This is a genomic window from Methylobacterium sp. B4, assembly GCF_003201865.1.
In the GTDB taxonomy this organism is placed as follows: Bacteria; Pseudomonadota; Alphaproteobacteria; order Rhizobiales; family Beijerinckiaceae; genus Methylobacterium.
In genome coordinates this window covers 65,199-87,307 of sequence record NZ_QJJJ01000015.1, presented here as the reverse complement: position 1 = coordinate 87,307, position 22,109 = coordinate 65,199, and the positions used below count along the sequence as shown (strand labels likewise).

Sequence of the window (22,109 nt, the reverse complement as noted above, 5' to 3'; positions counted from 1 at the left end):
GAAGCTTGGCCGACGCTGCGGAGCGTTTCCGCAGGTTGCAGCTTTGCCCAGCCCTGTCTATCACCCGATTGACACACCGGGGAGCAAAGCGGCGCCCGCGGTGGACGCTGGCGACGATTGTCGCGAGACGCCGCTTCAATGGAGCCGATAATGGATCGCGAGCCGCAGATCACGGCGGATTCCGCCCTGGTCGACGACGCCTCGACGAGGGGCCTTTCGGAGGGCTACGAGTCCCGCCGCGACATCCCCGCCACCCGCAGCCCGGTGATGGCCTGGAACGAGTGGGACCCGCTGGAGGAGGTGATCGTCGGCTCGCTCGACGGCGCCACGATCCCGACCCATCACCTCACCGTGATTTTCAACCTGCCGCGGGCGGCCCAGCCGTTCTACCGCTTCGCCTCCGGCTGGAAGTATCCGAAGTTCATGAAGAAGTTGGCTCAACAGGAGCTCGACAACTTCATCAATATCCTGGCCGGCGAAGGCGTGAAGGTGCGCCGTCCCGACCCGGTCGACTTCTCGAAGAAGTTCAAGGCCCCGCGCTGGACCTCGCGCGGCTTCTGCGTCGCCTGCCCGCGCGACCCGTACCTCGTGATCGGCGACGAGATCATCGAGAGCCCGATGTGCTGGCGCTCGCGCTACTTCGAGGGCGACGCCTACCGTTCGCTCTTCAAGGAGTACTTCCGCGCCGGCGCGCGCTGGACCTCCGCGCCGCGTCCTCAGCTGACGGACGACCTCTACAACTACGATTACCGGGTGCCGAACCTGAAGGCCGGCGAGCCCATGCAGTTCACGGTCAACGAGTTCGAGCCGGTCTTCGACGCGGCCGACTTCGTGCGCTGCGGCCGCGATCTGTTCGTGACCCGCTCGAACGTGACGAACCTGATGGGCATCGAGTGGCTGCGCCGCCACCTCGGCCCCGGCTTCCGCATCCACGAGATCGAGAGCCGCTGCCCGCAGCCGATGCACATCGATTCGTCGTTCATGCCGCTGGCGCCGGGCAAGGTGCTGGTCAATCCCGACTATATCGATGTCGAGAAGCTGCCGGCCGTGCTCAAGAAGTGGGACGTGCTGATCGCGCCGCGCCCCGACCCGGTCGAGGGCTTCATGAGCAAAATCTCGATGTGCTCGCCCTGGACCTCGATCAACGTGCTCGCCATCGACGAGAAGAAGATCGTCGTCGACCAGAGCCAGCCGACCCTGATCAAGGCCCTGAAGGATTGGGGCTTCGATCCGATCCCGGCGCCGTTCCTGTCCTACGGCCCCTTCGGCGGCTCGTTCCACTGCGCCACGCTCGACGTGCGCCGCCGGGGCGTGCTGAAGTCGTACTTCTAGGGACACGGTCCCGCCCTCGGGCGGGTCTCGTGCCGGAGCCCGCCGCGGTGTTGCCGCCGGCGGGCTTTTTCGTGTTCGGCGCCGGCGCGGTGCCTGGATCGCTTCGCTGTCGTTCGCGATGACGGCGCAGGTCTCTGCGTCATGGCGAGGTGAAGCCGAAGCAATCCGGATTCACAACGTCCCGGGATAAGCCTCTCGGCCGGAACGTCTTTACCGGCAGGCGCGGCTCAGTCGCCGATGAGCCGTCCCGGTACCCGGGTCGCGCGCCGGTAGGTCGTGCGCGCCAGCACCAGCGCGCCGCCGAACTGGAGAAAGCCGTTCTCGGCGAGCCCGTCCGGCGCGAGTTGGACCTGGAGGGCGAGGCGCGTCAACGCGTTGAGCGCGACGACGGCGAGACAGAAGGTCACGGATGCGAGGGCGGCGGCGACGAAGTCGGGCATGACGGGGCCTCCCGGTGGGGACGGCCAAGCTTAGCAAGGGCTGAGCCAGCCGGAAGACCCCTCGACGGTTCAGCCCGCGGGCGGGCGCGTCGCCACCATGGAAGGCCGCTCCTCGAAGCGCGCGAACCACGCGGCCAGATCGGGGGCGTCGTCGCGCCAGGCGATGTCGGAGAAGCGCAGGTCGAGATAGCCCAGCGCGCAGGCGAGCGCGATGGTGCCGATATCCACGCGATCGGCGCGTTCGTCCGACCCCTCCTCGAACCAGGCCAGCGCGCTCTCGATCTTGGCGGTCTGCCCCTCGATCCAGGCGGCAGAGCGCTCGGATTCCGGGCGCGCCGTGAGTTCGTAGCGGATCAGCAGGGCGGCATCGAGCACCCCGTCGGCGGTGGATTGCTCGTTGAGCGCCCGCCAGCGCGCGGGGCCCTGCGCCGGGAACAGCCGGCCGCCGGCTTCCGCATCGAGATATTCGCAGATGACCCGGCTGTCGGCGAGGCTCTCGCCCGTGTCGAGGATCAGCGTCGGCACCTGGGCGAGCGGGTGCTGCGCCAGCACCGAGCGGTCGCGCTTGACCGGGTGGACGGCGCTCGGCAGCAGCTCCAGCCGCTCGGCGAGGCCGAGTTCCTGGGCCGCGACCATCACCTTCCGCACGAAGGGCGAGCTGTGCGAGTGAAACAGCTTCATCGGCTTGACGGCACTCTTCCTGGTTTGCGAGCGGGCACCGGCCCGGACGGGGCCGCGTGCCGGGTGGGATCGGGGTTCGAGCCGTGACTCAGCGCTGCACGGCCGCGGGGGCCGCGGTCGGAGCTTTCGGGATCTCGACGCCCAGGCGCTTGACCGGCCAGCCGTCGCCCCAGCGGCGCATGTCGCTGAAAGCGGGATCGTTCTTCAGGCTCGTCGCGTCCTTGCCGGCGAAGGCGGCGGAAGCCGCCATATCGAAGGTGCGCCAGAAGGCGAGGTAGTCGAGGCTGTCGGCGCGGGCGTTGTTGATCTGCGAAACCAGGGTCGTCTGCTCGCCCGACAGCGCCATGTCCGCCGACCAGCGGAAGGGCGGCGGCTTCTCGCCCGGCGGGTCCGGGGGCAGCTTGATCGCGCCGCCGTCATAGGCGGCGTCGAGCCCTGCGGGCGCGGCCAGCGTCGCGGTGAGCGCCGGGAAGCCGTGGTCGTCGGAGAGCGCGCGCACGAACAACTTGCGCTCCGGCGGCACGGAATGGGCGTCGCGCAGGATGCGCCGGGCGGCGGCGTCGGCGGCCCGCGCGTCCCGGTCGCCGATCACGGTGACGAGCAAGGTCTTCGGGGCGATGCCGTCGAGGTCGCCCAGGGGGATGCCGCGGGACTTGGCGTCCCGGGCGATGCCGCCGGGCATCGTCACGTAGACAAGCTTGGGCGCGGGCAGGCCCTCCTTCTCGGCCTCCGCCGCGAGGTGGGCGGCGAGCGGCGCGCCGGCCAGATGCCCGATCAGGGCGAGGCGGCTCGTGTCGGGCCGGGCGTCGGCGTCGTTGGCGAGGTCGGCCAGTGCCGACTTGAGGAGGCGCGCGGCGATGGCCGGGGCGTCCGCCGGGCGGGTGCGGTTCACCTCCTGGAAGCGGGGGAACAGCACGAGCCAGCCGTGGCGGGCGAGATGGTCGATCCAGGCGCCGTAGGCCTGCGGGTTCGGCGCGCCCCAGGCGTGCAGGAACACCGCGACCGGCCGTCCGCCCTCCGGCGCCGGGCCGGCCTTGTGGAAGACGTAGCTCGCTCCGCTCGCCCGGCCCACGGCGCGCTTGGCGATGGTGGCGGACTTGTCGCCGATCCCGCCCGGACCCTCCGTCGGCTGGCTGGGCGGCGCGGCGGCGAGGGAAGGCGCTGTCACGGACAAGGCGGCCAGCACGCCCAGAACGGGCAGGCGCAGGGCGGCGGGTCCGGGTTTCAGGCGCATCACTCTCTCGACGATCCGGAGAACTATGGGCCGGACCCGTCCGCGCGGGCGGATATTCGGATCCGACCGCGCCTGAATAGCAGATTCCGGCGCCGAGGCGACGCCGGAGCGGCTCGCGGCGACTATTCCCCGAGTCAGTGTCTCCCGGGAAACTCCGGTCGTGCCGTTCTCACGGGCGCGGGACGATCCTGATCGAGCGTGTCGGGATAGATTCTAGTCCCGCTCCTTCACCCGGCGGCACTCGGTCTTGAGATAGCTCGTCTTGCCGACCTCGTCGCGCAGGTCGGTGCGGGCGATGATTTCCTGCCAGCCGCTGGTGCAGCCGAGTTCGTTCGCCACCCTGACCTTGCGCACCTCGCTCGCCCGCTCGTCGTTGCAATCCTGCTGCGGAACGGCGTTGGCGCAGACGAGCACCACGGCGATGAAGGCGTTCATGGACGAATCTCCCGGATCTTTTGTCGGTCTTCCCCGCCTTGAGGCAGGTGCCGTCTCCTACGCGTGAGCCGGCTCCGGGGTTTCGTCGAGAGGTCCGCTACGCGACCTCGACGACGAGGTCGTTGCGAAACGTCCCGCCCTCCACCGGGTTGGCGACCCAGCGGGTGCGTCCGACGCGCATGTCGTGGCCGGCGTGGAAATGACCCGAGATCCAGGCCGCGGGCCGGACGGCGTCCGGCAGGTCGTCGAGGACGGTGGTGGCGTAGAAGGCCGGCACCCACCAGGGCACGCCCGGCGCATCCCGGAAGGCGTCGGCGGCGAGCGGGCTCGCAGGGTGATGCGTGACGACGACCGTCGGCCCCGGATGGCTCCGGGCGAGGCTTTCGAGCAGGGCGGCCTTCTCGCGGGAATGAGCCTCCATCGCATCGGCCGGCGACCAGGGCTGGCGGTCGGCCCGGCGGATCGAGCCGCGATACTCCCGCGAGCCGGTGACGGGATCGGTCATCCGCGCGGCGGCGTACGCCACCGGGTCGTCGGGCCGGTCGGGCGTGTCGTCGGCGAGCCAGCGCCCGGCAAGCGACCAGTCGCTCCAGAGCGTCGTGCCGACGAAGCGCACGCCCCCGATCACCGCGTCCTGCCCACCCTGGAGCAGGTGGATGCGCTGCCCCAGCCCGTTCAGCCGGGCGACCTCGCGCTCCAGGGCGGCGAGGAGTTCGGACGCGGTGCGCGGGTCGCCCGTCGGGGCGTAGTGCTCGTGGTTGCCCGGCACCAGCACCACCGGCCGCTCGCCCGCGAGCGCCAGCACCGTGGCGAGTCCGGCCTCGGGCTGGCCCTCGTGCAGGTCGCCCGCGCAGACGAGGACGTCGAAGGGGTTTGACGGCGGCGGGATCAGATCGGGCCGGCGCCGTTCGAGATGCAGGTCGGAGAGGGGAAAGAGGCGCAGCACGTTTGTCCGGAACAGGTTTTGGGGAAAGATCGAGGGCGAGGTCAGGCCTCTGCGCGGGCGGCCTCGGCCGCGGCCCGCCACTCGCGCCGGGCGGCTTTGAGCACGTCGAAGGCCGAATCCGCGTTGATGATGGCGATGCCCAGGGCCGCCACGAGGTCCGGCCAGGGAGCGAAGGCGGGCCAGCGCGCGAGGATCACGGCCGTGGCGAGACCCGCCACGATGATCGCCACGTTGGCGGCCACGTCGTTGCGGGCGGAGAGGTAGGCCGCCCGCGTCAGGCTGCCGTGGCCGTCCCGGTGGCGGGCCAGCATCAGCGCGCAGGCGAGGTTGACGAGAAGCGCCCCGATCCCGGTCAGGGTCAGCGGCACGGGGGACGGCGCGGTGAAGTCGGAAAACTTCTCGTAGGCGGCCCAGGCCGTGGCGAGGCCCGGCACCAGCAGGATGGCGGCGAGCAGGGTGCCCAGCCGCGCCCGGTTGCGCAGGCTCCAGCCAAGCCCGGCGAAGATCAGGAGGTTGATCGCGGCGTCTTCGAGAAAGTCGAGGCTGTCGGCGATGAGCGCCACCGAGCCGATGGCCAGGGCCACCGTGATCTCGATGCCGAAGTAACCGAGATTCAGCGCCGCCACGCGGGCGACGACGGGGCGCAGGCTCGGTGTGGGCGGCGGGTGGGGCACCGGCGGGTTCCATGGCAGGTGGAAGCGGGCCGGTGATTGCCCGAGGCACCCGGCCCTGTCGAGGGCACGTCCGCAATCCGGCCGATCCTTCGGGGTCGCGGCTCCGGGCTTCGCTCAGGCGCCGCGTGGGCGCGGGTGAACGATCTCCGATCGGATCGACCGGAAACCGGATCACGCCGCTGCGTCCGCATTGGCCCTATTGTCCGGCTGGATTTGCGCGCACGCCTGTGCGAGGCGAAAGCTTTGCCAAAGGGCTGCCGTGCGCTCCATCGAGCGGCCCGGACCGAGGAGGCCTCGACGATGTTGCCTGAACTGCGCGTGCTGTACTTCGAGGATCTCGAAGTCGGGCTGACCGAGATCCTCAAGAAGGAGATCTCCTCCTCCGACGTGGTGGGCTTCGCCGAGATCACCGGCGACCGCAATCCGATCCATCTCTCCGAGCACTTCGCCGCGCGCACGCCCTTCGGCACCCGCATCGCCCACGGCCTCTACACGGCGGGCCTGATCTCGGCGGTGCTCGGCACCCGCCTGCCGGGTCCGGGCGCAGTCTACATCTCGCAGACCCTGAACTTCCGCGCGCCCGTGCGCATCGGCGACATCGTCGAGGTGAAGGTCGAGGTGGCCGAACTGATCCCCGAGCGCCGCCGCGCCCGCCTCGCCTGCACCTGCTCCGTCGGCGACGAGGTGGTGCTCGACGGCGAGGCCCTGGTGAAGGTGCCCAAGAAGGAAGAGGCGGACCCGCTTGCCATGCGCATGGGCGGCGGCCGGGCGTAGCCCGCCATTGTCCGAACCGATCGCCATCGACGACCCGGACGACCCTCGGCTCGCCGCCTACCGGGCCGTGCGCGAGCGCGACCTCGTGGGGCGCCAGGGCCGCTTCATCGTCGAGGGCGAGGTGACCCTGCGGATGCTGTTCTCAGCCCGCGCCCGCTTCGCGGCGGAATCGGTCCTGCTGGCGCCCGAGCGCTGGCCGGCCTTCGCGGACCTGTTTCGCGAGAGCGGGCCGCCGGTCTACCTCGCCGGCCGGGACGTGATGAGCGCGGTCGCAGGCTTCCCGATCCATCGCGGCGTGCTGGCGGTGGGCCTGCGCGGCGAGGAGCCGGCACCGGGGGCGCTGATCCCGCCCGCCCCTGCCCCGGCCCTCGTGGTCGGCCTCGTGGGGCTGACCAACCACGACAATGTCGGTGGCCTCTTCCGCAACGCCGCCGCCTTCGGCGCCGACGCGGTCTGGCTCGATGCCGCCACCTGCGACCCGCTCTACCGCAAGGCGATTCGCGTCTCGGCCGGCGCGGCGCTCACGGTGCCCTTCGCCCGCGCGGCGAGCGGGGCGGCGCTGCTGGATCTGGCCGAGCGCCACGCCCTCGCGCCGCTGGCGCTCACTCCCGGCGGCGGCGAGACGCTGGACGCGCTGGAGCCGCCGGCGCGCACGCTGCTACTCCTCGGCACCGAGGGGCCCGGCCTGCCCGACGCGCTGATGGCCCGGGCCCGCCGGGTGCGTATCGCCATGGCGCCGGGCTTCGACTCCCTCAACGTGGCGACGGCCGGGGCGATCGCGCTGCATCATCTGACAGGGCGGCGGCTCGGAGGCGGGGCCGCCTGCGAAGGCCGCTGAGCCGGCGGGCAATCCGCTCCGTCATGGCGAGGCGGAGCCGAAGCCATCCAGCGCTCCGAACGATCCGGAGAGGTGGCGCCCCTGGATCGCTTCGCTTCCCCTCGCGCTGACGGCGCGGGGTGCGGCCTCCCGCCTGTGGACGGCCCGGCCCGCCGCGGACCCTGCCCCGCCCGCCCATGTTAGACAGCCAGGGCGCCAGCGGGGTACGGGATGGGCTACGAGATCGATCTGGGGCGGGCCGGCGACAGGCCCGGGACGATGGACCTCACCGAGCTGCTGGCCACACGCCTGCTCGTCCAGGGCAATTCCGGTTCCGGCAAATCGCACCTGTTGCGCCGGCTGCTGGAGCAGAGCGCGGGCCTCGTGCAGCAGGCGATCATCGACCCGGAGGGCGATTTCGTCACGCTGGCCGAGCGCTACGGCCACGTCGTGGTCGAGGCGGACGGCAACGAGGCCGAGCTTCTGCGCATCGCCGCCCGGGTGCGCGAGCACCGGGTCTCGGTCGTGCTCTCGCTCGAAGGGCTCGACGCCGAGGACCAGATGCGCGCGGCCGCCGCCTTCCTCGGCGGCCTGTTCGATGCCGACCGCTCGCTCTGGTACCCGATGCTGGTGGTGGTGGACGAGGCGCAGCTCTTCGCCCCCGCCGCCGCGGGCGAGGTCTCCGACGAGGCCCGCCGCCTCTCGCTGGGCGCCATGACCAACCTGATGTGCCGCGGGCGAAAGCGGGGGCTCGCCGGCATCGTCGCTACGCAGCGTCTGGCCAAGCTCGCCAAGAACGTCGCGGCGGAAGCCTCGAACTTCCTGATGGGCCGCACCTTCCTCGACATCGACATGGCGCGCGCCGCCGACCTGCTCGGCCTCGATCGGCGTCAGGCCGAGACCTTTCGCGACCTCGCGCGCGGCCATTTCGTGGGCCTCGGGCCCGCGATCTCGAAGCGCCCGCTGCCCATCGCCATCGGTCCGACCGTAACGGAGAGCCGCAACGCCGCTCCCGCCCTTCTGCCCCTGCCCACCATGGGCGAGGAGGCCCGCGCCCTGATCCTCACCGCCTCGCCCGAGGAAGAGGCGCGACTTCCGCTCGGTCCCCGGCCCAAGCCCGTGCGCGCCCCCGGGCCCGACGTGCTGGTCCAGCTCGCCAATTACCGGCCGCCGGTGCGCGAGGATCTGCCGGAGGAGGAGCCGATGGACCCGGCCGAGCGCGAGGCGGCGATCGCCGAGGTGCTGGCCTCGGTGCTGGCGGATTCGGACGCCGCCGCCTGCACGCCCGCGACCCTCTACCAGGACTTCACCGTCCGTTGCCGCATCCGCCGGATCGGCGGCGAGGCGATGGGCCTGCCCGAGTTCAAGCGGCGGCTCGCCGTGGCCCGGGCCGGCGTCGACGAGGCCATGGCCGAGGGGCCGGCCTGGGAGCGGGCGCAGGGGATCGCCGCCGGCCTGCCGGAGGATCTCGCCGGGCTGTTCCTGCTGATCGCCCGCACCGCGCTTCAGAACGCGCCCTGCCCCTCCGACGCTGCCCTGGCGGAAGCCTACGGCACGAGCTCCGCGGGTCGCGCCCGGCGCATGCTCGGCTATCTGGAGGAGCGCGGCGCCATCGTCATGCGCCGGGATCTGCGCGGCGCGCCGATCATCGCCGTGCCCGATCTCGATGCCGAGACCGGGCCGCAGATCGGGGCCGCCGCGGTGGTGCCGCTTCGGCGGCGTGGTCGGACGTGATCCGGGCTGGAACCCGACGCAGCCCAAGAAAATCGCGCGCGACAATCCGCGCGACTTGCCGGCCGCGCGCTTCCGGCCAAGATTGCCCGTCACGTTTTCGTGCGGATCGAGGAGCCCTGGGGCGTTGTTGAAGTCGCGTGAAGGTTTGCGCACCCTGTCGGGCCGTCGCGTCATCGTCGTCGGAGCGGGGCCGGGAGGGCTCGCCACGGCGCTGCTCCTGGCCAAGGCCGGCCTGCACGTCACGCTGATCGAGCGCGACGCGGCGGTCGGCGGGCGCACCAAGACCGTCGAGGCGCCGGGCGGCTACCGCTTCGACATCGGCCCGACCTTCTTCCTCTACCCGCAGATCCTCGCCGACATCTTCGAATCCTGCGGCGAGCGCCTGGAGGACCATGTCCGCCTGGAGCGGCTCGACCCGCAATACAATCTCGTTTTCGAGGGCGAGGGCGGCGTCTCGGGGCAGATCCGCGCGACCGGTGACGTGCCGCGGCTGAAGGAGGAGATCGCCCGCCTGGCCCCGGCGGACGCCGAGAACGTGGAAAAGTTCTTCGCCGAGAACCGGACCAAGCTGAACTACTTCAAGCCGGTGCTGGAACAGCCCTTCGACAATTTCCTGTCGATGGCGAGCCCGGCGATGCTCGCCGCCCTGCCCCATCTCCATCCCGGCCGCAGCGTGGACCGGGATCTCAGGCGCTACTTCGCCGATCCGCGGGTGCGCCTCGCCTTCTCGTTCCAGACCAAATACCTCGGGATGTCGCCCTTCCGCTGCCCGAGCCTGTTCACGATCCTCTCGTTCCTCGAATACGAGCACGGGGTCTACCACCCCGTCGGTGGCTGCGGCGCGGTGTCGGAGGCGATGGCGGGGCTCGCCCGCCGCATGGGCGTCGACATCCGCCTCGGCCAGACCGTCGAGCGGGTGCTGTTCGAGGGCAAGCGCGCTTGCGGCGTGGTCGTCGGCGGGGAGACGCTGAAGGCCGACGCGGTGGTCGTGAACGGCGATTTCGCCAAGGCGATCCGCGATCTCGTGCCGGAGGAGCGCCGCCCGCGCTGGCGCGACGCCAAGATCGGCAAGGCCCGCCTCTCCTGCTCGACCTACATGCTCTACCTCGGCATCGAGGGCAAAATGCCCGAGAGCCTGGGCCATCACACGATCCTGTTGTCCAAGGAGTACGAGCGCAACATCACCGAGATCACCGGCGGCATCCTGCCGATGCAGCCCTCGATCTACGTGCAGCACGCAGGCTTCACCGATGGCGGCATGGCGCCCCCCGGCCACACGTCGCTCTACGTGCTGGTGCCGGTGCCGAACCTGAAATCCGGCATCGATTGGGAGGCGGTCGGTCCCTCCTACCGCGAGCTGATCCTGGAGCGCCTGAAGCTGCTCGGAATTCCCGACCTGGAGAGCCGCATCCGCTACGAGCGCGTGGTCGATCCCCGCGACTGGCGCGACGAGTTCGCGGTGCACGAGGGCGCGACCTTCAACCTCGCCCACGACCTGCTCCAGATGCTGTGGTTCCGCCCCCATAACCGCTTCGGGCCGGGCCTCTACCTCGTTGGCGGCGGCACGCATCCGGGCTCGGGCCTTCCGGTGATCTACGAGGGCGCGCGCATCTCCGCGCGCCTGCTGATCGAGGATCTCGCCCGGGAGAAGGCCCCCGCGATCCTGGCGGACCTTCCGGGCACCTCGCCGCTCGCCACGCAGGGCGACCCGAGTTGAGGCGCGCCCTCACGAGCCTCGCCGCGCTGGCCGTGCTCGCCGGCCCGGCGCGGGCCGCGAGCGTGGAGGTCGTCGTCGAAGGGGCCGAGCCGGGCGCGGGCGAAGTCTACGTCACCCTCTGCCAGGGCGGCTTGTCGGAGGCCGCCTGCCCGGTCGGCCGAAGCGCCCCCGTCCGCGGGTCCCAGTCGCGCTTCGTGTTCACCGGCATATCCCCCGGGATTTGGGCGGTCGCGGCCTTCCAGGACAGCGACGGCAACGGCCGGCTCGACCGCACGGGGCTCGGCCTGCCGCTGGAGCCCTACGGTTTCTCGGGCGCGGTCGGGCGTCGGGCCAGACCGGATTTCGTCGAGGCGAGCTTCGCCCTGCGCGAGCCCGGCGCCTCGATCCGGGTGCGTCTCGCTCGCCCGCTGCCGCGTCGCTGACGGGCCGGTGATGGCCCCCGCCGCCCCGCCCCTCGCCCGCGTCGAGGGCGCCGCTCTCGCCTATCGTGGCCGCCCGGCCCTGCGCGGCGTCGAACTCGTTCTCTCCCGCGGCACCACGCTGGCGCTGCTCGGGCCGAACGGCGCCGGCAAGACCAGCCTGATCCGCCTGCTCGCCGGGCGGCTCAAGCCCGATGCCGGCTCCGTGCGCGTTCTCGGCGGGGACCCGCATGCCGATCGCGCGGTGCGCGAGAGGATCGGCTTCGTGCCGCAGGAGATCGCGCTCTATCCGCGGCTCACGGTGAGCGAGAACCTCGACGTCTTCGCGCGGCTCGCCGGCTTGTCGCGCGGGGAGCGGCGCCGGGCCGTCGAGGCGGTGACCGGGCGCTGCGCTCTCGACTCCGTGCGGCGTCAGGTGGTCGCCACGCTCTCGGGCGGCTACCAGCGCCGGGTGAACATCGCAGCGAGTCTCCTCGCCGCCCCCGACCTGATCCTGCTCGACGAGCCGACGCAAGGCGTCGATCTGGAAGCCCGCGCGGCGATCCACGCGGTGCTGGCGAAGCTGCGCGCGGACGGCGCCGGCCTCGTCCTGAGCACCCACGACTTCTCCGAGGCCGAGCGGCTGGCCGACCGGGTCGCCATCGTCGCCGACGGGCGGATCCGCCGCGAGGGCGCCCTGGCCGAGCTGATGCGCCCGCTCAACGAGGCGCCGCCCGAGCACGAGGCGGTGCTGGAGGGCGCGCCCGACGCCGCGGCCGGGGCGGCCCTGCGCCGGACGGGGTTCTCGCCGCACGGGACCGATCCGCGCTTCTGGCGGGCCGACCACGGCGCCGCGGGCGGGCTCGACGGTGCGGCCCTGCTCGCCGCCCTGCGGGCGGAGGGCGTGCCGGCGACCGAGATCCGCGTGCGCCGCCCCGGCCTCGAAACGCTCTACCGGGATGCGCTGGCGCCGGATCGCGGGGCGGCGGCATGATCGCGGCGGCCTTCCGGGTGATGTGGCTCTCGCTGCTGCGCGACCGCGCGGCTCTGGTGATGGCCTTCGTGCTGCCGACCGTCATCTTCGTCATCTTCGCCGCGATCTTCTCCGGCGCGATCGGCGACCGCATCCGCATCCATCTCGGGCTGGCGGACCTTGCACGGACCGCCACCACGCAGCGCCTCGTGAGCGCGCTCGAAGCCGACCCGAGCCTGCGCATCGAGCGCCTTCCGGGAACGGGGGAAGAGGCGGCCATCGCCGCCGTCCGGCGCGGCGAGGTCGATGTGGCGCTGGTGCTGCGGGGCGACCTGTCGGCGCAGGCGAATGCTGCCGGGCAGCCGGTTCTGCTGATCGAGAACCCCTCCCGGGCGCTCGCCACGCCGATCGCGCTCGGTCAGCTCCAGCGCGTCCTCAACGAGGCCCTGCCCGACGTGGTGCTCTCGCGCATCGTCGCGGACGTGGAGCGCTCCGGCAAGATCGGCGCCGACGAGCGCGCCTTCCTCGACGAGGCGTTCGCCGAGCAGCGCGCCAAGAAGGAGCCCTTCTCCTTCGCCCGCATCGTCGAGACCCGCACCACCGCCCGCGGAGGCGGCAACGACCGGGTGAGCTACTACGCGGGCGCCATCACCGCCGTGTTCCTGCTGTTTGCCGCCATGCAGGGGGCGCTCTCCCTGGTGGACGAGCGCGAGGGCGGCTTGGCCGACCGCCTCGCCGCCGGCCCCGGCGGCCTGCCGGTCATCGTGATGGGCAAATTCCTGTTCCTGCTCGGGCAGGGCGTGGTGCAGGCCGGGCTGATCTTCTCGGCGGCCGCGCTCCTGCACGGCGTCGACATCCGCGCGCACTGGATCGGCTGGCTCGTTACCTCGGCGCTCGTCTCGGCCATGGCTGCGGGCCTCGCGCTCGCCGCCTGCGCCCTCTCGGCGACGCGCCAACAGGCGCATCTGGCCGCGACCTTCGGCGTGCTGCTGCTCTCGGCGGTCGGCGGCAGCATGGTGCCCCGCTTCCTCATGCCGCCGTGGCTGCAGCAGGCCGGCTGGCTCACCCCGAACGCCTGGGCGATCGAGGCCTACCAGACTGCGCTCGGCGAGGGCGCCGCCGCCGCGCTGCCCGCCTGGGGCGTGCTGGCGGGGCTGGCCGCCGCGGGATTGGCGGTGGCGGTCGGGGTGGCCGGGCGCAGGCGCGTCTGAGGCGTATCGCCTCGCGGCGACCCGCACCCGCGACCGGAGCGGCGGGATCGGGCACAGGCAGGCCGATCGGACCCGATCCCTGCCGGAACGACCTGATACCCCATGACCCATGCGATGCTGCGCCTGCTGATCGCCGACGGCAACGACCGCGACGGCCGCGCCAAGCGGGAGGCGGCCGTCGGGCAAACGACCTCGCAGGCCTTCGCTTCGGTGGTGAAGGATCTCGCGCCGGAGATGGCCTGCACGCTGGTGAACCCGGCCGATGCCGGCCTTGAGGCCGCCCTGCCCCGCGGCACCGGCCTTGCCGCCTTCGACGGCCTCGTCCTCACCGGCTCGACCCTGCGGCTCGCCGATGGCGGCCCGGCGGTGGAGCGTCAACTCGCGCTGATGCGCGCGGCATTCGAGGCCGGTCTCACCGTGTTCGGCTCGTGCTGGGGCATGCAGGTCGCCGCCGCCGTGGCCGGCGGGGAGGTCGGCCGCAATCCCCGCGGTCCGGAATACGGCTTCGCCCGGCGTATCGCCCCGGTCGATGACGGCCGCGCGCATCCCCTGCTCGCCGGCCGCGGTTCGGCCTGGGACGCGCCCGCGATCCATCTCGACGCCGTGACCGGGGCGCCGCCCGGCGCGCGCGTGCTGGCGGCCAACGCCGTCCTCGACGTGCAGGCCATCGAGATCCGCCGGGGCAGCGGCCTGTTCTGGGGCACGCAGTACCATCCGGAGACCGACCTCGACGAACTCGCGGCGATGCTGCGGCTCAGCGCGGACGAGGTCGTCAGCGAGGGGCTCGCCCCGGATCGCGCCGCCGTCGAGGCCTATGCCGGCGAGATCGCCGAACTGGCCGGGAGCGAGGGTCTCACGCGCCGCCACCGCGCCTGGCGTCTCGGTCTCGGCAGCGACATCCTCGAATCCGGGCAGCGGCGGCGGGAAATCGGCAACTTCCTGGCGCTTCTATCCACAATCCGGGGCGTGAAAGGGCGGGAGCGCGACCGGGTGGCACGTTGACCCGCCCCGCCCGGCATCTAGCTTTGCCATGAAGGCCCTGTTCGGGCCCCGGGAGACGCGTTTCCAATGAGCCAGGGTTCCTCGGTCGCGGTCATCGGCAGCGGGCTCGGCGGTCTCGCCTCGGCCTGCGTGGCGGCGGCCCGCGGGCATCGCGTCACCGTCTACGACAAGAACCCGTGGATGGGCGGCAAGGCCGCGGTGCTGCACGAGGGCGGCTTCCGCTTCGACATGGGGCCGACCATCCTCACCGTGCCCCGCGTGCTGGAGCGGATCTTCGCCGAAGCCGGCAGAAGCGTCCACGACTACATGGATCTGCGCCGGCTCGACCCGCAATGGCGCTGCTTCTTCGATGACGGCTCGCGCGTCGATCTGATCGAGGACGTCGATGCCATGGCTGCCTCCATGGACCGGTTCGCACCCGGACAAGGGGTGGGCGACGGCTACAAGAAGTTCATCGCCGTCTCCGAGCACCTGCACGGGGTCTCCGAGCGCTTCTTCTTCTGGAAGGCGGTGCAGGATCTGTTCGACACGATCGACCTGCGCGCCAACATGAATCCCGGCACGCTGCGCGACGTGCTGTCCTTGCGCATGCACGCCACCGTCGCCAGCACCATCCGCGGCAAGGTCAAGGACGCGCGCCTCGCGCAGATGCTCGATCACTTCGTGCAATATGTCGGCTCCTCGCCCTACGGCGCCCCGGCGGTGCTCTGCGCCATCGCCCACATGCAGACCGCCGAAGGGGTCTGGTATCCGATGGGCGGCACCCGCGCCGTCGCGGAGGGGCTGATGAAGCTCGCGGGCGAACTCGGCGCCACGATGAAGCCGGCCGACGAGGTTCTGGGCCTCGACATCGCCAGCGGACGCCTGCACGGCCTGCGCACCCGCGACGGCGTCGCCTCCTACGATGCCGTCATCTCCAACATGGATTCCGTGCGCACCTACCGCGAACTCGTCGGCGGCGAGGTCGGCAAATCCTACGAGAAGAAGAGCTTCGAGCCGGCCTGCTCGGGCGTGGTGCTCTATCTCGGCCTGAACAAGCGCTACGAGCACCTCAACCACCACGACTTCGTCTTCTCCCGCGATCCGGAGGAGGAGTTCGACTTCATCTACCGCAAGGGCGAGCCGGCCCCAGACCCGACCGCCTACCTCGCGGCCCCCTCTTCCACCGATCCGAGCGTGGCTCCGGAAGGGGGAGAGGCGCTCTACGTCCTCGTCCACACGCCCTATCTGCGGCCGCACCACGACTGGTCGAAGATGTTCCCGGCCTACCGCCGGACCATCCTGGAGAAGCTCAAGCGCACCGGCGGCATGCCGGATCTCGAGGAGCGCATCGTGGTCGAGCGCCACCTCACCCCCCAGGATATCCACGACCGCTACAAGGTTCTGAACGGGGCGATCTACGGGCTCGCCTCGCACGGGCGGATGATGGGCGCCTTCAAGCCCGGCAACCGTTCGCGGGAGGTGCGCGGCCTCTACCTCGCCGGCGGCGCCGCCCATCCCGGGCCCGGCATGCCCATGGTGATGATGTCCGGCTGGATCGCGGCCGACGCCCTCGACCAGGATTTGCGCGGCCAAAACCTGCCCGGCAAGGCTGAGCCGGAGCTGCGCAAGAGCGCCTGAGGCCGTTCGCCGTGCCGGCGAAGCCAGCCCCGCCGGAGCGTTCGGCCCCGCTCTGGCGGTTCATGAGCGCCTATTTCGATCGTTTCGTGCGGCGCCACATGAATGCCCTGCGGATCGCCCGCTGGGGCCGTCCGCCCGGCATCGACGGGCGGGCGCCGCTCGTGATCTACTGCAACCATCCGGCGTGGTGGGATGCGGCGATCCTGGTCGTGGCGGCCGAGCGCCTGTTCCCGGAGCGGGAGAGCTTCGCGCCGATCGATGCCGTGATGCTGGAGAAGTACGGCATCTTTCGCAGGATGGGCGCCTTTCCCGTGGATCTCGACAGCGCGCGGGGCGGCGCGCAATTCCTCTCCGCCTGCCGCGCGATCCTCGGGCAGCCCGGCCGCGTGCTCTGGATCACTGCCCAGGGCCGCTTCGCCGACGTGCGCACCCGTCCGCTCGGGCTGAAGCCCGGCGTCGCCCGCCTGCCCGAGATCGCTCCCGGGGCGACGGTCCTGCCGCTCGCCATCGAGTACGCCTTCTGGGACGAGCGCGGCGCGGAAGCCTGCCTCGCCTTCGGCGCGCCGTTCACCGCTGACGAACTCCTGGCCCTGCCCCGTCCGGAGCGCCTCGCCCGGCTTGAGGACGCGCTGACCGCCACCCTCGACCGGCTCTCGGCGGACGTGATCGCCCGCGACCCCGCCGCCTTCGAGTCGCTGCTCTCCGGCCGGCGCGGTGTCGGCGGGGTCTATGACGGCTGGCGCCGGCTCGCGGCTGCCCTCACCGGCCGCCGCTTCGAGCCCGGACACCGGGATCGCCCTCCGGGGCAGGAGACATGACCGCGATGACGCTTGCGCTGCTCGTCCTCGCGATCGTGAGCCTCGCACTTGCCCTGTTGCCGGCCGCGGTGACGGCGGCCAACCTCACGATCCTGCGCACGCCGGAGCCGCCGCTCCGCAGCGACGGACTCGTCTCGATCCTGATCCCGGCCCGCAACGAGGCGGCGGTGATCGAGGGCACCGTGCGCGCGGCGCTGGCCAGTGCCGGCATCGCCGTCGAGGTTCTGGTCGGCGACGACCACTCCACCGACGCGACCGCCGCCATCGTGGCGGGGCTCGCCCGCTCCGACCCGCGCCTGCGGCTCGTTTCCGTGCCCGCCCTGCCGGAGGGCTGGACCGGCAAGAACCACGCCTGCACGGTGCTGGCGGGCGAGGCCCGGGGCGGGTATCTGCTCTTCCTCGACGCCGACGTGACGCTGGCCCCGAACGGAGCGGCGGCGCTGGCCACATCTGCGGGCGCCAGCGGGGCGCATCTCGTCAGCGGCGTGCCGCGGCAGGTGATGGAGAGCCTCGGCGAGCGCCTGACCGTGCCGATGATCGACTTCCTGCTCATCGGCTACCTGCCCTTCGGCCTGATGCGGGCGCTGCCCACGCCCTCGCTGGGAGCGGCCTGCGGGCAGATGATCCTGATCGAGCGCGCGGCCTACGCCGCGACCGGCGGGCACGGGGCGATCCGCACCTCGCTCCACGACGGCGTGCGCCTGCCGCGGCTGTTCCGCGAGCGCGGCCTGCGCACCGATCTCGTCGCCGGCCACGCGCTCGCCGCCTGCCGGATGTACCGGAGCTTCGCCCAATCCTGGGCCGGCTTCTCCAAGAACGCGCACGAGGGCATGGCGACGCCGCGGGCGCTGCCGATCTGGACGGCGCTGCTGTTCGGCGGCCACGTTCTGCCCTGGCTGATCCTCGTCCTGGCGCTCGGCCTCGGGGCGGACGGCGCCGCCCTGGTGGCGGCGGGCGCCTGCCTCGTCTCGCTAGCGACGCGCGCGGCCATCACGCTCGTGGTGGCCGAGCCGCCGGCGACGATCCTGCTGCACCCGGCCACCGTCTGCACTGCGCTCGCGATCCAGTGGAACGTGCTGCTGCGCCCGGGCCGCGCGGGCAAGGGGGTGTGGAAGGGCCGCAGCTATCCCGCCGGCGGCACCGGGCCGCAGCAAAAGCCGGGTTGAGTGCCTCCGTCGCAGCTTCAACCGGGACCATTCCTTGCGGCAAATCGTGTGGCGCCGGCAATCGAGCCTTTGCAGTTGCGGAACAACGCCTGTAGCTTTGGAGCCACGATGGCTCGGCGTCTTGCCGGGTCGCGTCGCCAGGAAGTTCGGCCGCCTCGATGAGGGATGAGAGCGCCGCCGCTGTGTCGGCCCGCCCCGCCGACCCGCAAACTTCGCGGGAGGGTTCCCGCGCGATCACGGGAGGACGCCCGATCGAGGCCTATCCCCCGCGCTACGAGGCCGGCCGCCAGGAGACCGGTCGCCACGGCCGCCGCGACGCCTACGCGGCGCTCGACCTCGGCACCAACAATTGCCGCCTGCTGGTGGCCGAGCCCACGCCCAACGGCTTCCGGGTGATCGACGCCTTCTCCCGCATCGTCCGGCTCGGAGAGGGCCTGGGCACCTCGAACCGCCTCACCGAGGCGGCGATCGAGCGCACCGTCGAGGCCCTGCGCATCTGCCGCGGCAAGATGAAGGCCCGCGCCGTGGCCCGTTCCAAGGTGATCGCCACCGAGGCCTGCCGGCTCGCCGTCAACGGGTCCGAGTTCGTGGCGCGGGTGCGCGCGGAGGTCGAGCTCGACCTGGAGATCGTGGACCGGCAGACCGAGGCCTACCTCGCCGTGACGGGCTGCGCCGCCCTGGCCGACCCGCGGGCGGAATCGGTCGTGATCTTCGATATCGGCGGCGGCTCCACCGAGATCGCATGGCTCGACGGGGCGGCGGCCAACCCCTCGACCGACCCCACCCTGCGCATCCGCGCCTGGGATTCGCTGCCCGTCGGCGTGGTGACGCTGGCCGAGCGCCACGGCGGCACCGAGGTGACCCGGCGCACCTTCGAGGGCATGGTGGAGGAGGTCGGCGACCTGATCTCCCCCTTCGCGATCCGCGCGGCGGCGGCGGCCACCGCCCCCTACTTCCACCTGCTCGGCACCTCGGGCACGGTGACGACGCTCGCCGCCATGCACCTGCGGCTCGCCCGCTACGAGCGGCGCCGGGTCGACGGGCTCTGGATGAGCGACGGCGAGGTCAGTGACGCGATCGAGGATCTGCTCGACACCCGCCTGGAGCAGCGCGCCGACAATCCCTGCATCGGCCGCGACCGGGCCGACCTCGTGCTCGCCGGCTGCGCCATCCTGGAGGCGATCCGCCGGGTCTTCCCCTCCGAGCGTCTGCGCATCGCCGACCGGGGCCTGCGCGAGGGACTGCTCATGAACATGATGCGCGAGGACGGCGTCTGGCGCCGCGGCCGCTACCGCTGAGACAGCCCCGGTCTTCACGGGCCGGCCGGACCGCGATAGGGACGGGTCCTTGAGAGGGACGGTGACCATGAGCGACCGGCGAGGCGGGACCAGCGGCCTGCGCGGCGACCTGAAGCAGCGGGTGAAGACCGGGCGCGGCCGCACCCTGTCCCAGAAGCGCTGGCTGGAGCGCCAACTCAACGACCCCTACGTCGCCCGGGCCAAGCGCGAGGGCTACCGCTCCCGCGCGGCCTTCAAGCTCATCGAGATCGACGAGCGCTTCAAGCTGCTGAAGCCCGGCCAGCGGATCGTCGATCTCGGCGCCGCGCCGGGCGGCTGGTCGCAGGTGGCGGCGCGCACGCTCGGGGAGAGCGGCCGCATCGTCGGCATCGACCTGCTCGAGATCGAGCCGATGCCGGGCGCGACCTTCATCACCCTCGACTTCCTCGACCCGTCCGCACCCGAGCGCCTGACCGAGCTTCTGGGCGGCAAGGCCGACCTCGTCCTGTCCGACATGGCCGCCAACACCACCGGCCACAAGAAGACCGACCACCTGCGCATTATCGGGCTCGCCGAGACCGCCGCCGCCTTCGCCCGCGAGATCCTGGCGCCGGGCGGCGCCTACCTCGCCAAGGTGTTCCAGGGCGGCACCGAGGGCGACCTGCTGACCGAGCTGAAGCGCGACTTCGCGATCGTGCGCCACGTCAAGCCGGCGGCGAGCCGGGCGGATTCGAGCGAGCTCTACGTTCTGGCAACCGGCTTCCGGGGGCAGTCCGACACGGTCGAGGCGAACGACGAGGCCTGACCCGGGCGTCGGTTCGCGGAGGGACCATCCGTTCCCCGTCATGGCCGGCCCATTTGGCGAGCCGGAGCTGGAGCCATCCAGGGCGCTGCCCTTTTTCGGATCGGTCGCGCCGCCGGATCGCCCTGCTGACGCTCGCGATGACGGCCCGTCAACGGAGGCGAGCACGCCGGGTGCCCCGCAGGCGGCTTCCGTGGCACGATGCCTGCGGGTCGCTTTCGACCGCTGCGCTCAAGTGCAGGTTCCGATGACCGCAACGCCCCTGAACCGCTTCGCCGTCGCTCCGCTGGCCGCGATGACCCGGCGCCTCGCCGAGGTCGCCTCCGGCCGCGCCGAGCCCGACCGCGTCATCACCGGGGCGCGGGTGCTCTCGACCTATTCCGAGCGCATCCTGCCCGACCGGGAGATCTGGATCGCAGGCGGGCGCATCGCCGCCGTGAAGCCCGCCGGCACTCATCGCGGCGGTGCGTTGCGGACCGACGTGGCCGGCGGCCTGATCGCGCCGGGACTGGTCGATCCGCACCTGCATATCGAGAGCAGCATGGTCACGGCCTGCGCCTACGCCGAGGCCGCGCTGATCAACGGCACGACCACGATCGTCTGCGACAGCCACGAGATCGGCAACGTGCTGGACGTGAACGGCGTCGAATGGATGCTGGAGGATGCCCGCATGGCGCCCCTCAACATCTTCCTCACCGTGCCGAGCACGGTGCCCGCCACGACGCCGGACCTCGAAACCGCCGGCGGCGACCTCACGGCCGCGAAGATCGCCGCCCTGTTCGACGCCTGGCCCGAGGCGATCGGGCTCGGCGAGAAGATGGATTTCGTGGCGGTCGCCGCCGGGGACGAGCGGGCGCACGCGATCATCCGCGCCGCCCTGGAGCGGGGGCGCCCGGTCTCGGGCCACGTCTACGGGCGCGACTTCGTGGCGGCCTACGCGGCGAGCGGCGTCACCGACACCCACGAGGCCACCGACGCCGACATCGCCGACGACCTCCTGGAGGCCGGCCTCTGGATCTTTCTGCGCGGCGGCCCGCCCACGACCCCCTGGCACTCGCTGCCCAAGGCGATCGGCACGGTGACCGAGTACGGGGCCGCCTGGAAGCGGGTCTGCGCCTGCACCGACGACCGCGATGCCGACGACCTGCTCGCCTTCGGCCTCGACTGGGTGGTGCGCGAGGCCGTGGCCCGCGGCATCCCCGGCCCCGCCGCCTGGGCGATGGGTTCGCTGCACGGAGCCACCCGTTTCGGCCTCGACGGGGAGATCGGCGGGCTGGGCGGCGGGCGCCGGGCCGACCTCGTGCTCCTGAGCGACGACCTCGTGCCCCAGGCGACATGGTACGGCGGCGAGCCCGTGGTGGAGGACCGCCGGCCCACCCCGCTCCTGGAGGCGGCGCTGGCCCGGCCCTACCGCTACCCGGCGCCGGCCTACGCCACGCTGCGCCTGCCCGACCCGCTGTCCGCGCTGATCCCCCCTCTCCCCGCCGGCCCCTGCACCGTCAACGCGATCCGCACCACGCTGCCGGGTATCGAGCTGACCCACGAGCGGCTCGCGCTCGCGCCCGGCGCCGACTGGCCGGAGACGCTGGCCGCGCACGGCCTCTGCCATGTCGCCGTGATCGAGCGGCACGGCCGCGTCGGCTCTGTCGCCCACGGCCTGCTCTCCGCCTTCGGGCTGACGCGCGGCGCGGTGGCGAGCAGCGTCGGCCACGACTCGCACAACGTCATCGTTGCGGGTCTGAACGAGGCCGACATGCGCGCGGCCCTCGACGCCATCGCCGCGCACCGGGGCGGGGTCTGCGTCGTGGAGGAGGGCCGGGTCGTCGCGATGGTGCCGCTGCCCGTGGCGGGGCTGATCTCCGACAAGCGGGTGGGCGACGTGGCCGAGGAGGTGAAGGCGCTCAAGCGCGCCTGGGCGCGAGCCGGCTGCAGCATCCCCTATATGGGCTTCAACCTGATCCCGCTCGCGGTGATCCCGCAGATCCGCATCACCGACAAGGGTCTGGTGCTGGTGCCGGAGATGCGGTCGGTGCCGCTGTTCGAGGCGGCCTGAGCCGC

21 protein-coding genes are annotated in these 22,109 nt (G+C 72.1%); 15 read left to right on the top strand and 6 right to left on the bottom strand.

Translation table 11 applies throughout. The features are described from left to right. Positions 1-150: 150 nt before the first annotated feature. Positions 151-1,332: an amidinotransferase gene (locus BY998_RS17280; RefSeq protein WP_110352847.1), complete on the top strand. Its 1,182-nt coding sequence runs from the start codon at positions 151-153 to the stop codon at positions 1,330-1,332. A 227-nt stretch (positions 1,333-1,559) separates the two neighbouring features. Here the strand turns inward: BY998_RS17280 and BY998_RS17275 are convergent, their stop codons facing one another. From BY998_RS17275 to BY998_RS17250, 6 genes are all read right to left on the bottom strand, one after another. After that, a complete protein-coding gene (locus BY998_RS17275; RefSeq protein WP_110352846.1) occupies positions 1,560-1,772 on the bottom strand; it encodes a hypothetical protein in 213 nt (70 codons plus the stop codon). A 69-nt stretch (positions 1,773-1,841) separates the two neighbouring features. Next, positions 1,842-2,453 carry a glutathione S-transferase gene (locus BY998_RS17270; RefSeq protein WP_110352845.1) on the bottom strand — a complete coding sequence of 204 codons (612 nt, stop codon included), beginning with the start codon at positions 2,451-2,453 and terminating at the stop codon, positions 1,842-1,844. Between the two features lie 88 nt (positions 2,454-2,541). Beyond that, complete coding sequence (locus BY998_RS17265) at positions 2,542-3,687, bottom strand: alpha/beta hydrolase fold domain-containing protein (protein ID WP_110352844.1); 1,146 nt, start codon at positions 3,685-3,687, stop codon at positions 2,542-2,544. Positions 3,688-3,900: 213 nt separating this feature from the next. Further along, positions 3,901-4,122: a hypothetical protein gene (locus tag BY998_RS17260; protein WP_110352843.1), complete on the bottom strand. Its 222-nt coding sequence runs from the start codon at positions 4,120-4,122 to the stop codon at positions 3,901-3,903. Between the two features lie 97 nt (positions 4,123-4,219). Further along, positions 4,220-5,068: a metallophosphoesterase gene (locus BY998_RS17255; RefSeq protein WP_110352860.1), complete on the bottom strand. Its 849-nt coding sequence runs from the start codon at positions 5,066-5,068 to the stop codon at positions 4,220-4,222. 41 nt (positions 5,069-5,109) lie between these two features. Next, complete coding sequence (locus tag BY998_RS17250) at positions 5,110-5,742, bottom strand: cation transporter (RefSeq protein WP_110352842.1); 633 nt, start codon at positions 5,740-5,742, stop codon at positions 5,110-5,112. 300 nt (positions 5,743-6,042) lie between these two features. Here BY998_RS17250 and croR point away from each other — a divergent pair, with 300 nt between their 5' ends. The 14 genes from croR (at position 6,043) to BY998_RS17180 (ending at position 22,104) form a co-directional block, all read left to right on the top strand. Continuing rightward, entirely contained in the window at positions 6,043-6,516 is a 474-nt protein-coding gene (gene croR / locus BY998_RS17245) for a 3-hydroxybutyryl-CoA dehydratase (protein ID WP_003606989.1), read from the top strand. Positions 6,517-6,523: 7 nt separating this feature from the next. After that, entirely contained in the window at positions 6,524-7,354 is an 831-nt protein-coding gene (locus BY998_RS17240; RefSeq protein ID WP_110352841.1) for an RNA methyltransferase, read from the top strand. Between the two features lie 210 nt (positions 7,355-7,564). Then, on the top strand, positions 7,565-9,067 hold the full coding sequence (locus BY998_RS17235; protein WP_110352840.1) for an ATP-binding protein: 1,503 nt from the start codon (positions 7,565-7,567) through the stop codon (positions 9,065-9,067). Between the two features lie 124 nt (positions 9,068-9,191). Beyond that, complete coding sequence (gene crtI / locus BY998_RS17230; RefSeq protein ID WP_110352839.1) at positions 9,192-10,784, top strand: phytoene desaturase family protein; 1,593 nt, start codon at positions 9,192-9,194, stop codon at positions 10,782-10,784. Continuing rightward, positions 10,781-11,206 (top strand): DUF2141 domain-containing protein, encoded by a 426-nt coding sequence (locus BY998_RS17225; protein WP_110352838.1) that lies wholly within the window; start codon positions 10,781-10,783, stop codon positions 11,204-11,206. Before crtI (BY998_RS17230) ends, BY998_RS17225 begins: the two co-directional genes overlap by 4 nt. Positions 11,207-11,213: 7 nt before the next feature. Beyond that, entirely contained in the window at positions 11,214-12,176 is a 963-nt protein-coding gene (locus BY998_RS17220; RefSeq protein ID WP_110352837.1) for an ABC transporter ATP-binding protein, read from the top strand. Continuing rightward, a complete protein-coding gene (locus BY998_RS17215; protein ID WP_110352836.1) occupies positions 12,173-13,366 on the top strand; it encodes an ABC transporter permease in 1,194 nt (397 codons plus the stop codon). The genes BY998_RS17220 and BY998_RS17215 overlap by 4 nt, the downstream gene beginning before the upstream one ends. A gap of 102 nt (positions 13,367-13,468) precedes the next feature. After that, entirely contained in the window at positions 13,469-14,368 is a 900-nt protein-coding gene (locus BY998_RS17210; protein WP_110352835.1) for a type 1 glutamine amidotransferase, read from the top strand. A gap of 66 nt (positions 14,369-14,434) precedes the next feature. Then, on the top strand, positions 14,435-15,988 hold the full coding sequence (gene crtI, locus BY998_RS17205; RefSeq protein WP_110352834.1) for a phytoene desaturase family protein: 1,554 nt from the start codon (positions 14,435-14,437) through the stop codon (positions 15,986-15,988). A 62-nt stretch (positions 15,989-16,050) separates the two neighbouring features. Continuing rightward, positions 16,051-16,806 carry a lysophospholipid acyltransferase family protein gene (locus BY998_RS17200; protein WP_110352833.1) on the top strand — a complete coding sequence of 252 codons (756 nt, stop codon included), beginning with the start codon at positions 16,051-16,053 and terminating at the stop codon, positions 16,804-16,806. Positions 16,807-16,811: 5 nt separating this feature from the next. Next, positions 16,812-17,972: a glycosyltransferase family 2 protein gene (locus tag BY998_RS17195; RefSeq protein ID WP_110352859.1), complete on the top strand. Its 1,161-nt coding sequence runs from the start codon at positions 16,812-16,814 to the stop codon at positions 17,970-17,972. A 158-nt stretch (positions 17,973-18,130) separates the two neighbouring features. Then, positions 18,131-19,270 carry a Ppx/GppA phosphatase family protein gene (locus BY998_RS17190; protein ID WP_110352832.1) on the top strand — a complete coding sequence of 380 codons (1,140 nt, stop codon included), beginning with the start codon at positions 18,131-18,133 and terminating at the stop codon, positions 19,268-19,270. 67 nt (positions 19,271-19,337) lie between these two features. After that, positions 19,338-20,054 (top strand): RlmE family RNA methyltransferase, encoded by a 717-nt coding sequence (locus tag BY998_RS17185; RefSeq protein WP_110352831.1) that lies wholly within the window; start codon positions 19,338-19,340, stop codon positions 20,052-20,054. A gap of 244 nt (positions 20,055-20,298) precedes the next feature. Further along, the gene (locus BY998_RS17180) at positions 20,299-22,104 is read left to right on the top strand and encodes an adenine deaminase C-terminal domain-containing protein (protein WP_110352858.1); all 1,806 of its coding nucleotides are present in this window, start codon (positions 20,299-20,301) and stop codon (positions 22,102-22,104) included. Positions 22,105-22,109: the final 5 nt, after the last annotated feature.

Excerpts from the sequence above, each read along its gene's own strand:
- BY998_RS17280 (WP_110352847.1), top strand. The coding sequence starts at position 151 with ATGGATCGCGAGCCGCAGATCACGGCGGATTCCGCCCTGGTCGACGAC.
- BY998_RS17275 (WP_110352846.1), bottom strand. The coding sequence starts at position 1,772 with ATGCCCGACTTCGTCGCCGCCGCCCTCGCATCCGTGACCTTCTGTCTC.
- BY998_RS17270 (WP_110352845.1), bottom strand. The coding sequence starts at position 2,453 with ATGAAGCTGTTTCACTCGCACAGCTCGCCCTTCGTGCGGAAGGTGATG.
- BY998_RS17265 (WP_110352844.1), bottom strand. The coding sequence starts at position 3,687 with ATGCGCCTGAAACCCGGACCCGCCGCCCTGCGCCTGCCCGTTCTGGGC.
- BY998_RS17260 (WP_110352843.1), bottom strand. The coding sequence starts at position 4,122 with ATGAACGCCTTCATCGCCGTGGTGCTCGTCTGCGCCAACGCCGTTCCG.
- croR (WP_003606989.1), top strand. The coding sequence starts at position 6,043 with ATGTTGCCTGAACTGCGCGTGCTGTACTTCGAGGATCTCGAAGTCGGG.
- BY998_RS17235 (WP_110352840.1), top strand. The coding sequence starts at position 7,565 with ATGGGCTACGAGATCGATCTGGGGCGGGCCGGCGACAGGCCCGGGACG.
- BY998_RS17215 (WP_110352836.1), top strand. The coding sequence starts at position 12,173 with ATGATCGCGGCGGCCTTCCGGGTGATGTGGCTCTCGCTGCTGCGCGAC.
- BY998_RS17210 (WP_110352835.1), top strand. The coding sequence starts at position 13,469 with ATGACCCATGCGATGCTGCGCCTGCTGATCGCCGACGGCAACGACCGC.
- crtI (WP_110352834.1), top strand. The coding sequence starts at position 14,435 with ATGAGCCAGGGTTCCTCGGTCGCGGTCATCGGCAGCGGGCTCGGCGGT.
- BY998_RS17200 (WP_110352833.1), top strand. The coding sequence starts at position 16,051 with ATGAGCGCCTATTTCGATCGTTTCGTGCGGCGCCACATGAATGCCCTG.
- BY998_RS17195 (WP_110352859.1), top strand. The coding sequence starts at position 16,812 with ATGACGCTTGCGCTGCTCGTCCTCGCGATCGTGAGCCTCGCACTTGCC.
- BY998_RS17190 (WP_110352832.1), top strand. The coding sequence starts at position 18,131 with ATGAGGGATGAGAGCGCCGCCGCTGTGTCGGCCCGCCCCGCCGACCCG.
- BY998_RS17185 (WP_110352831.1), top strand. The coding sequence starts at position 19,338 with ATGAGCGACCGGCGAGGCGGGACCAGCGGCCTGCGCGGCGACCTGAAG.
- BY998_RS17180 (WP_110352858.1), top strand. The coding sequence starts at position 20,299 with ATGACCGCAACGCCCCTGAACCGCTTCGCCGTCGCTCCGCTGGCCGCG.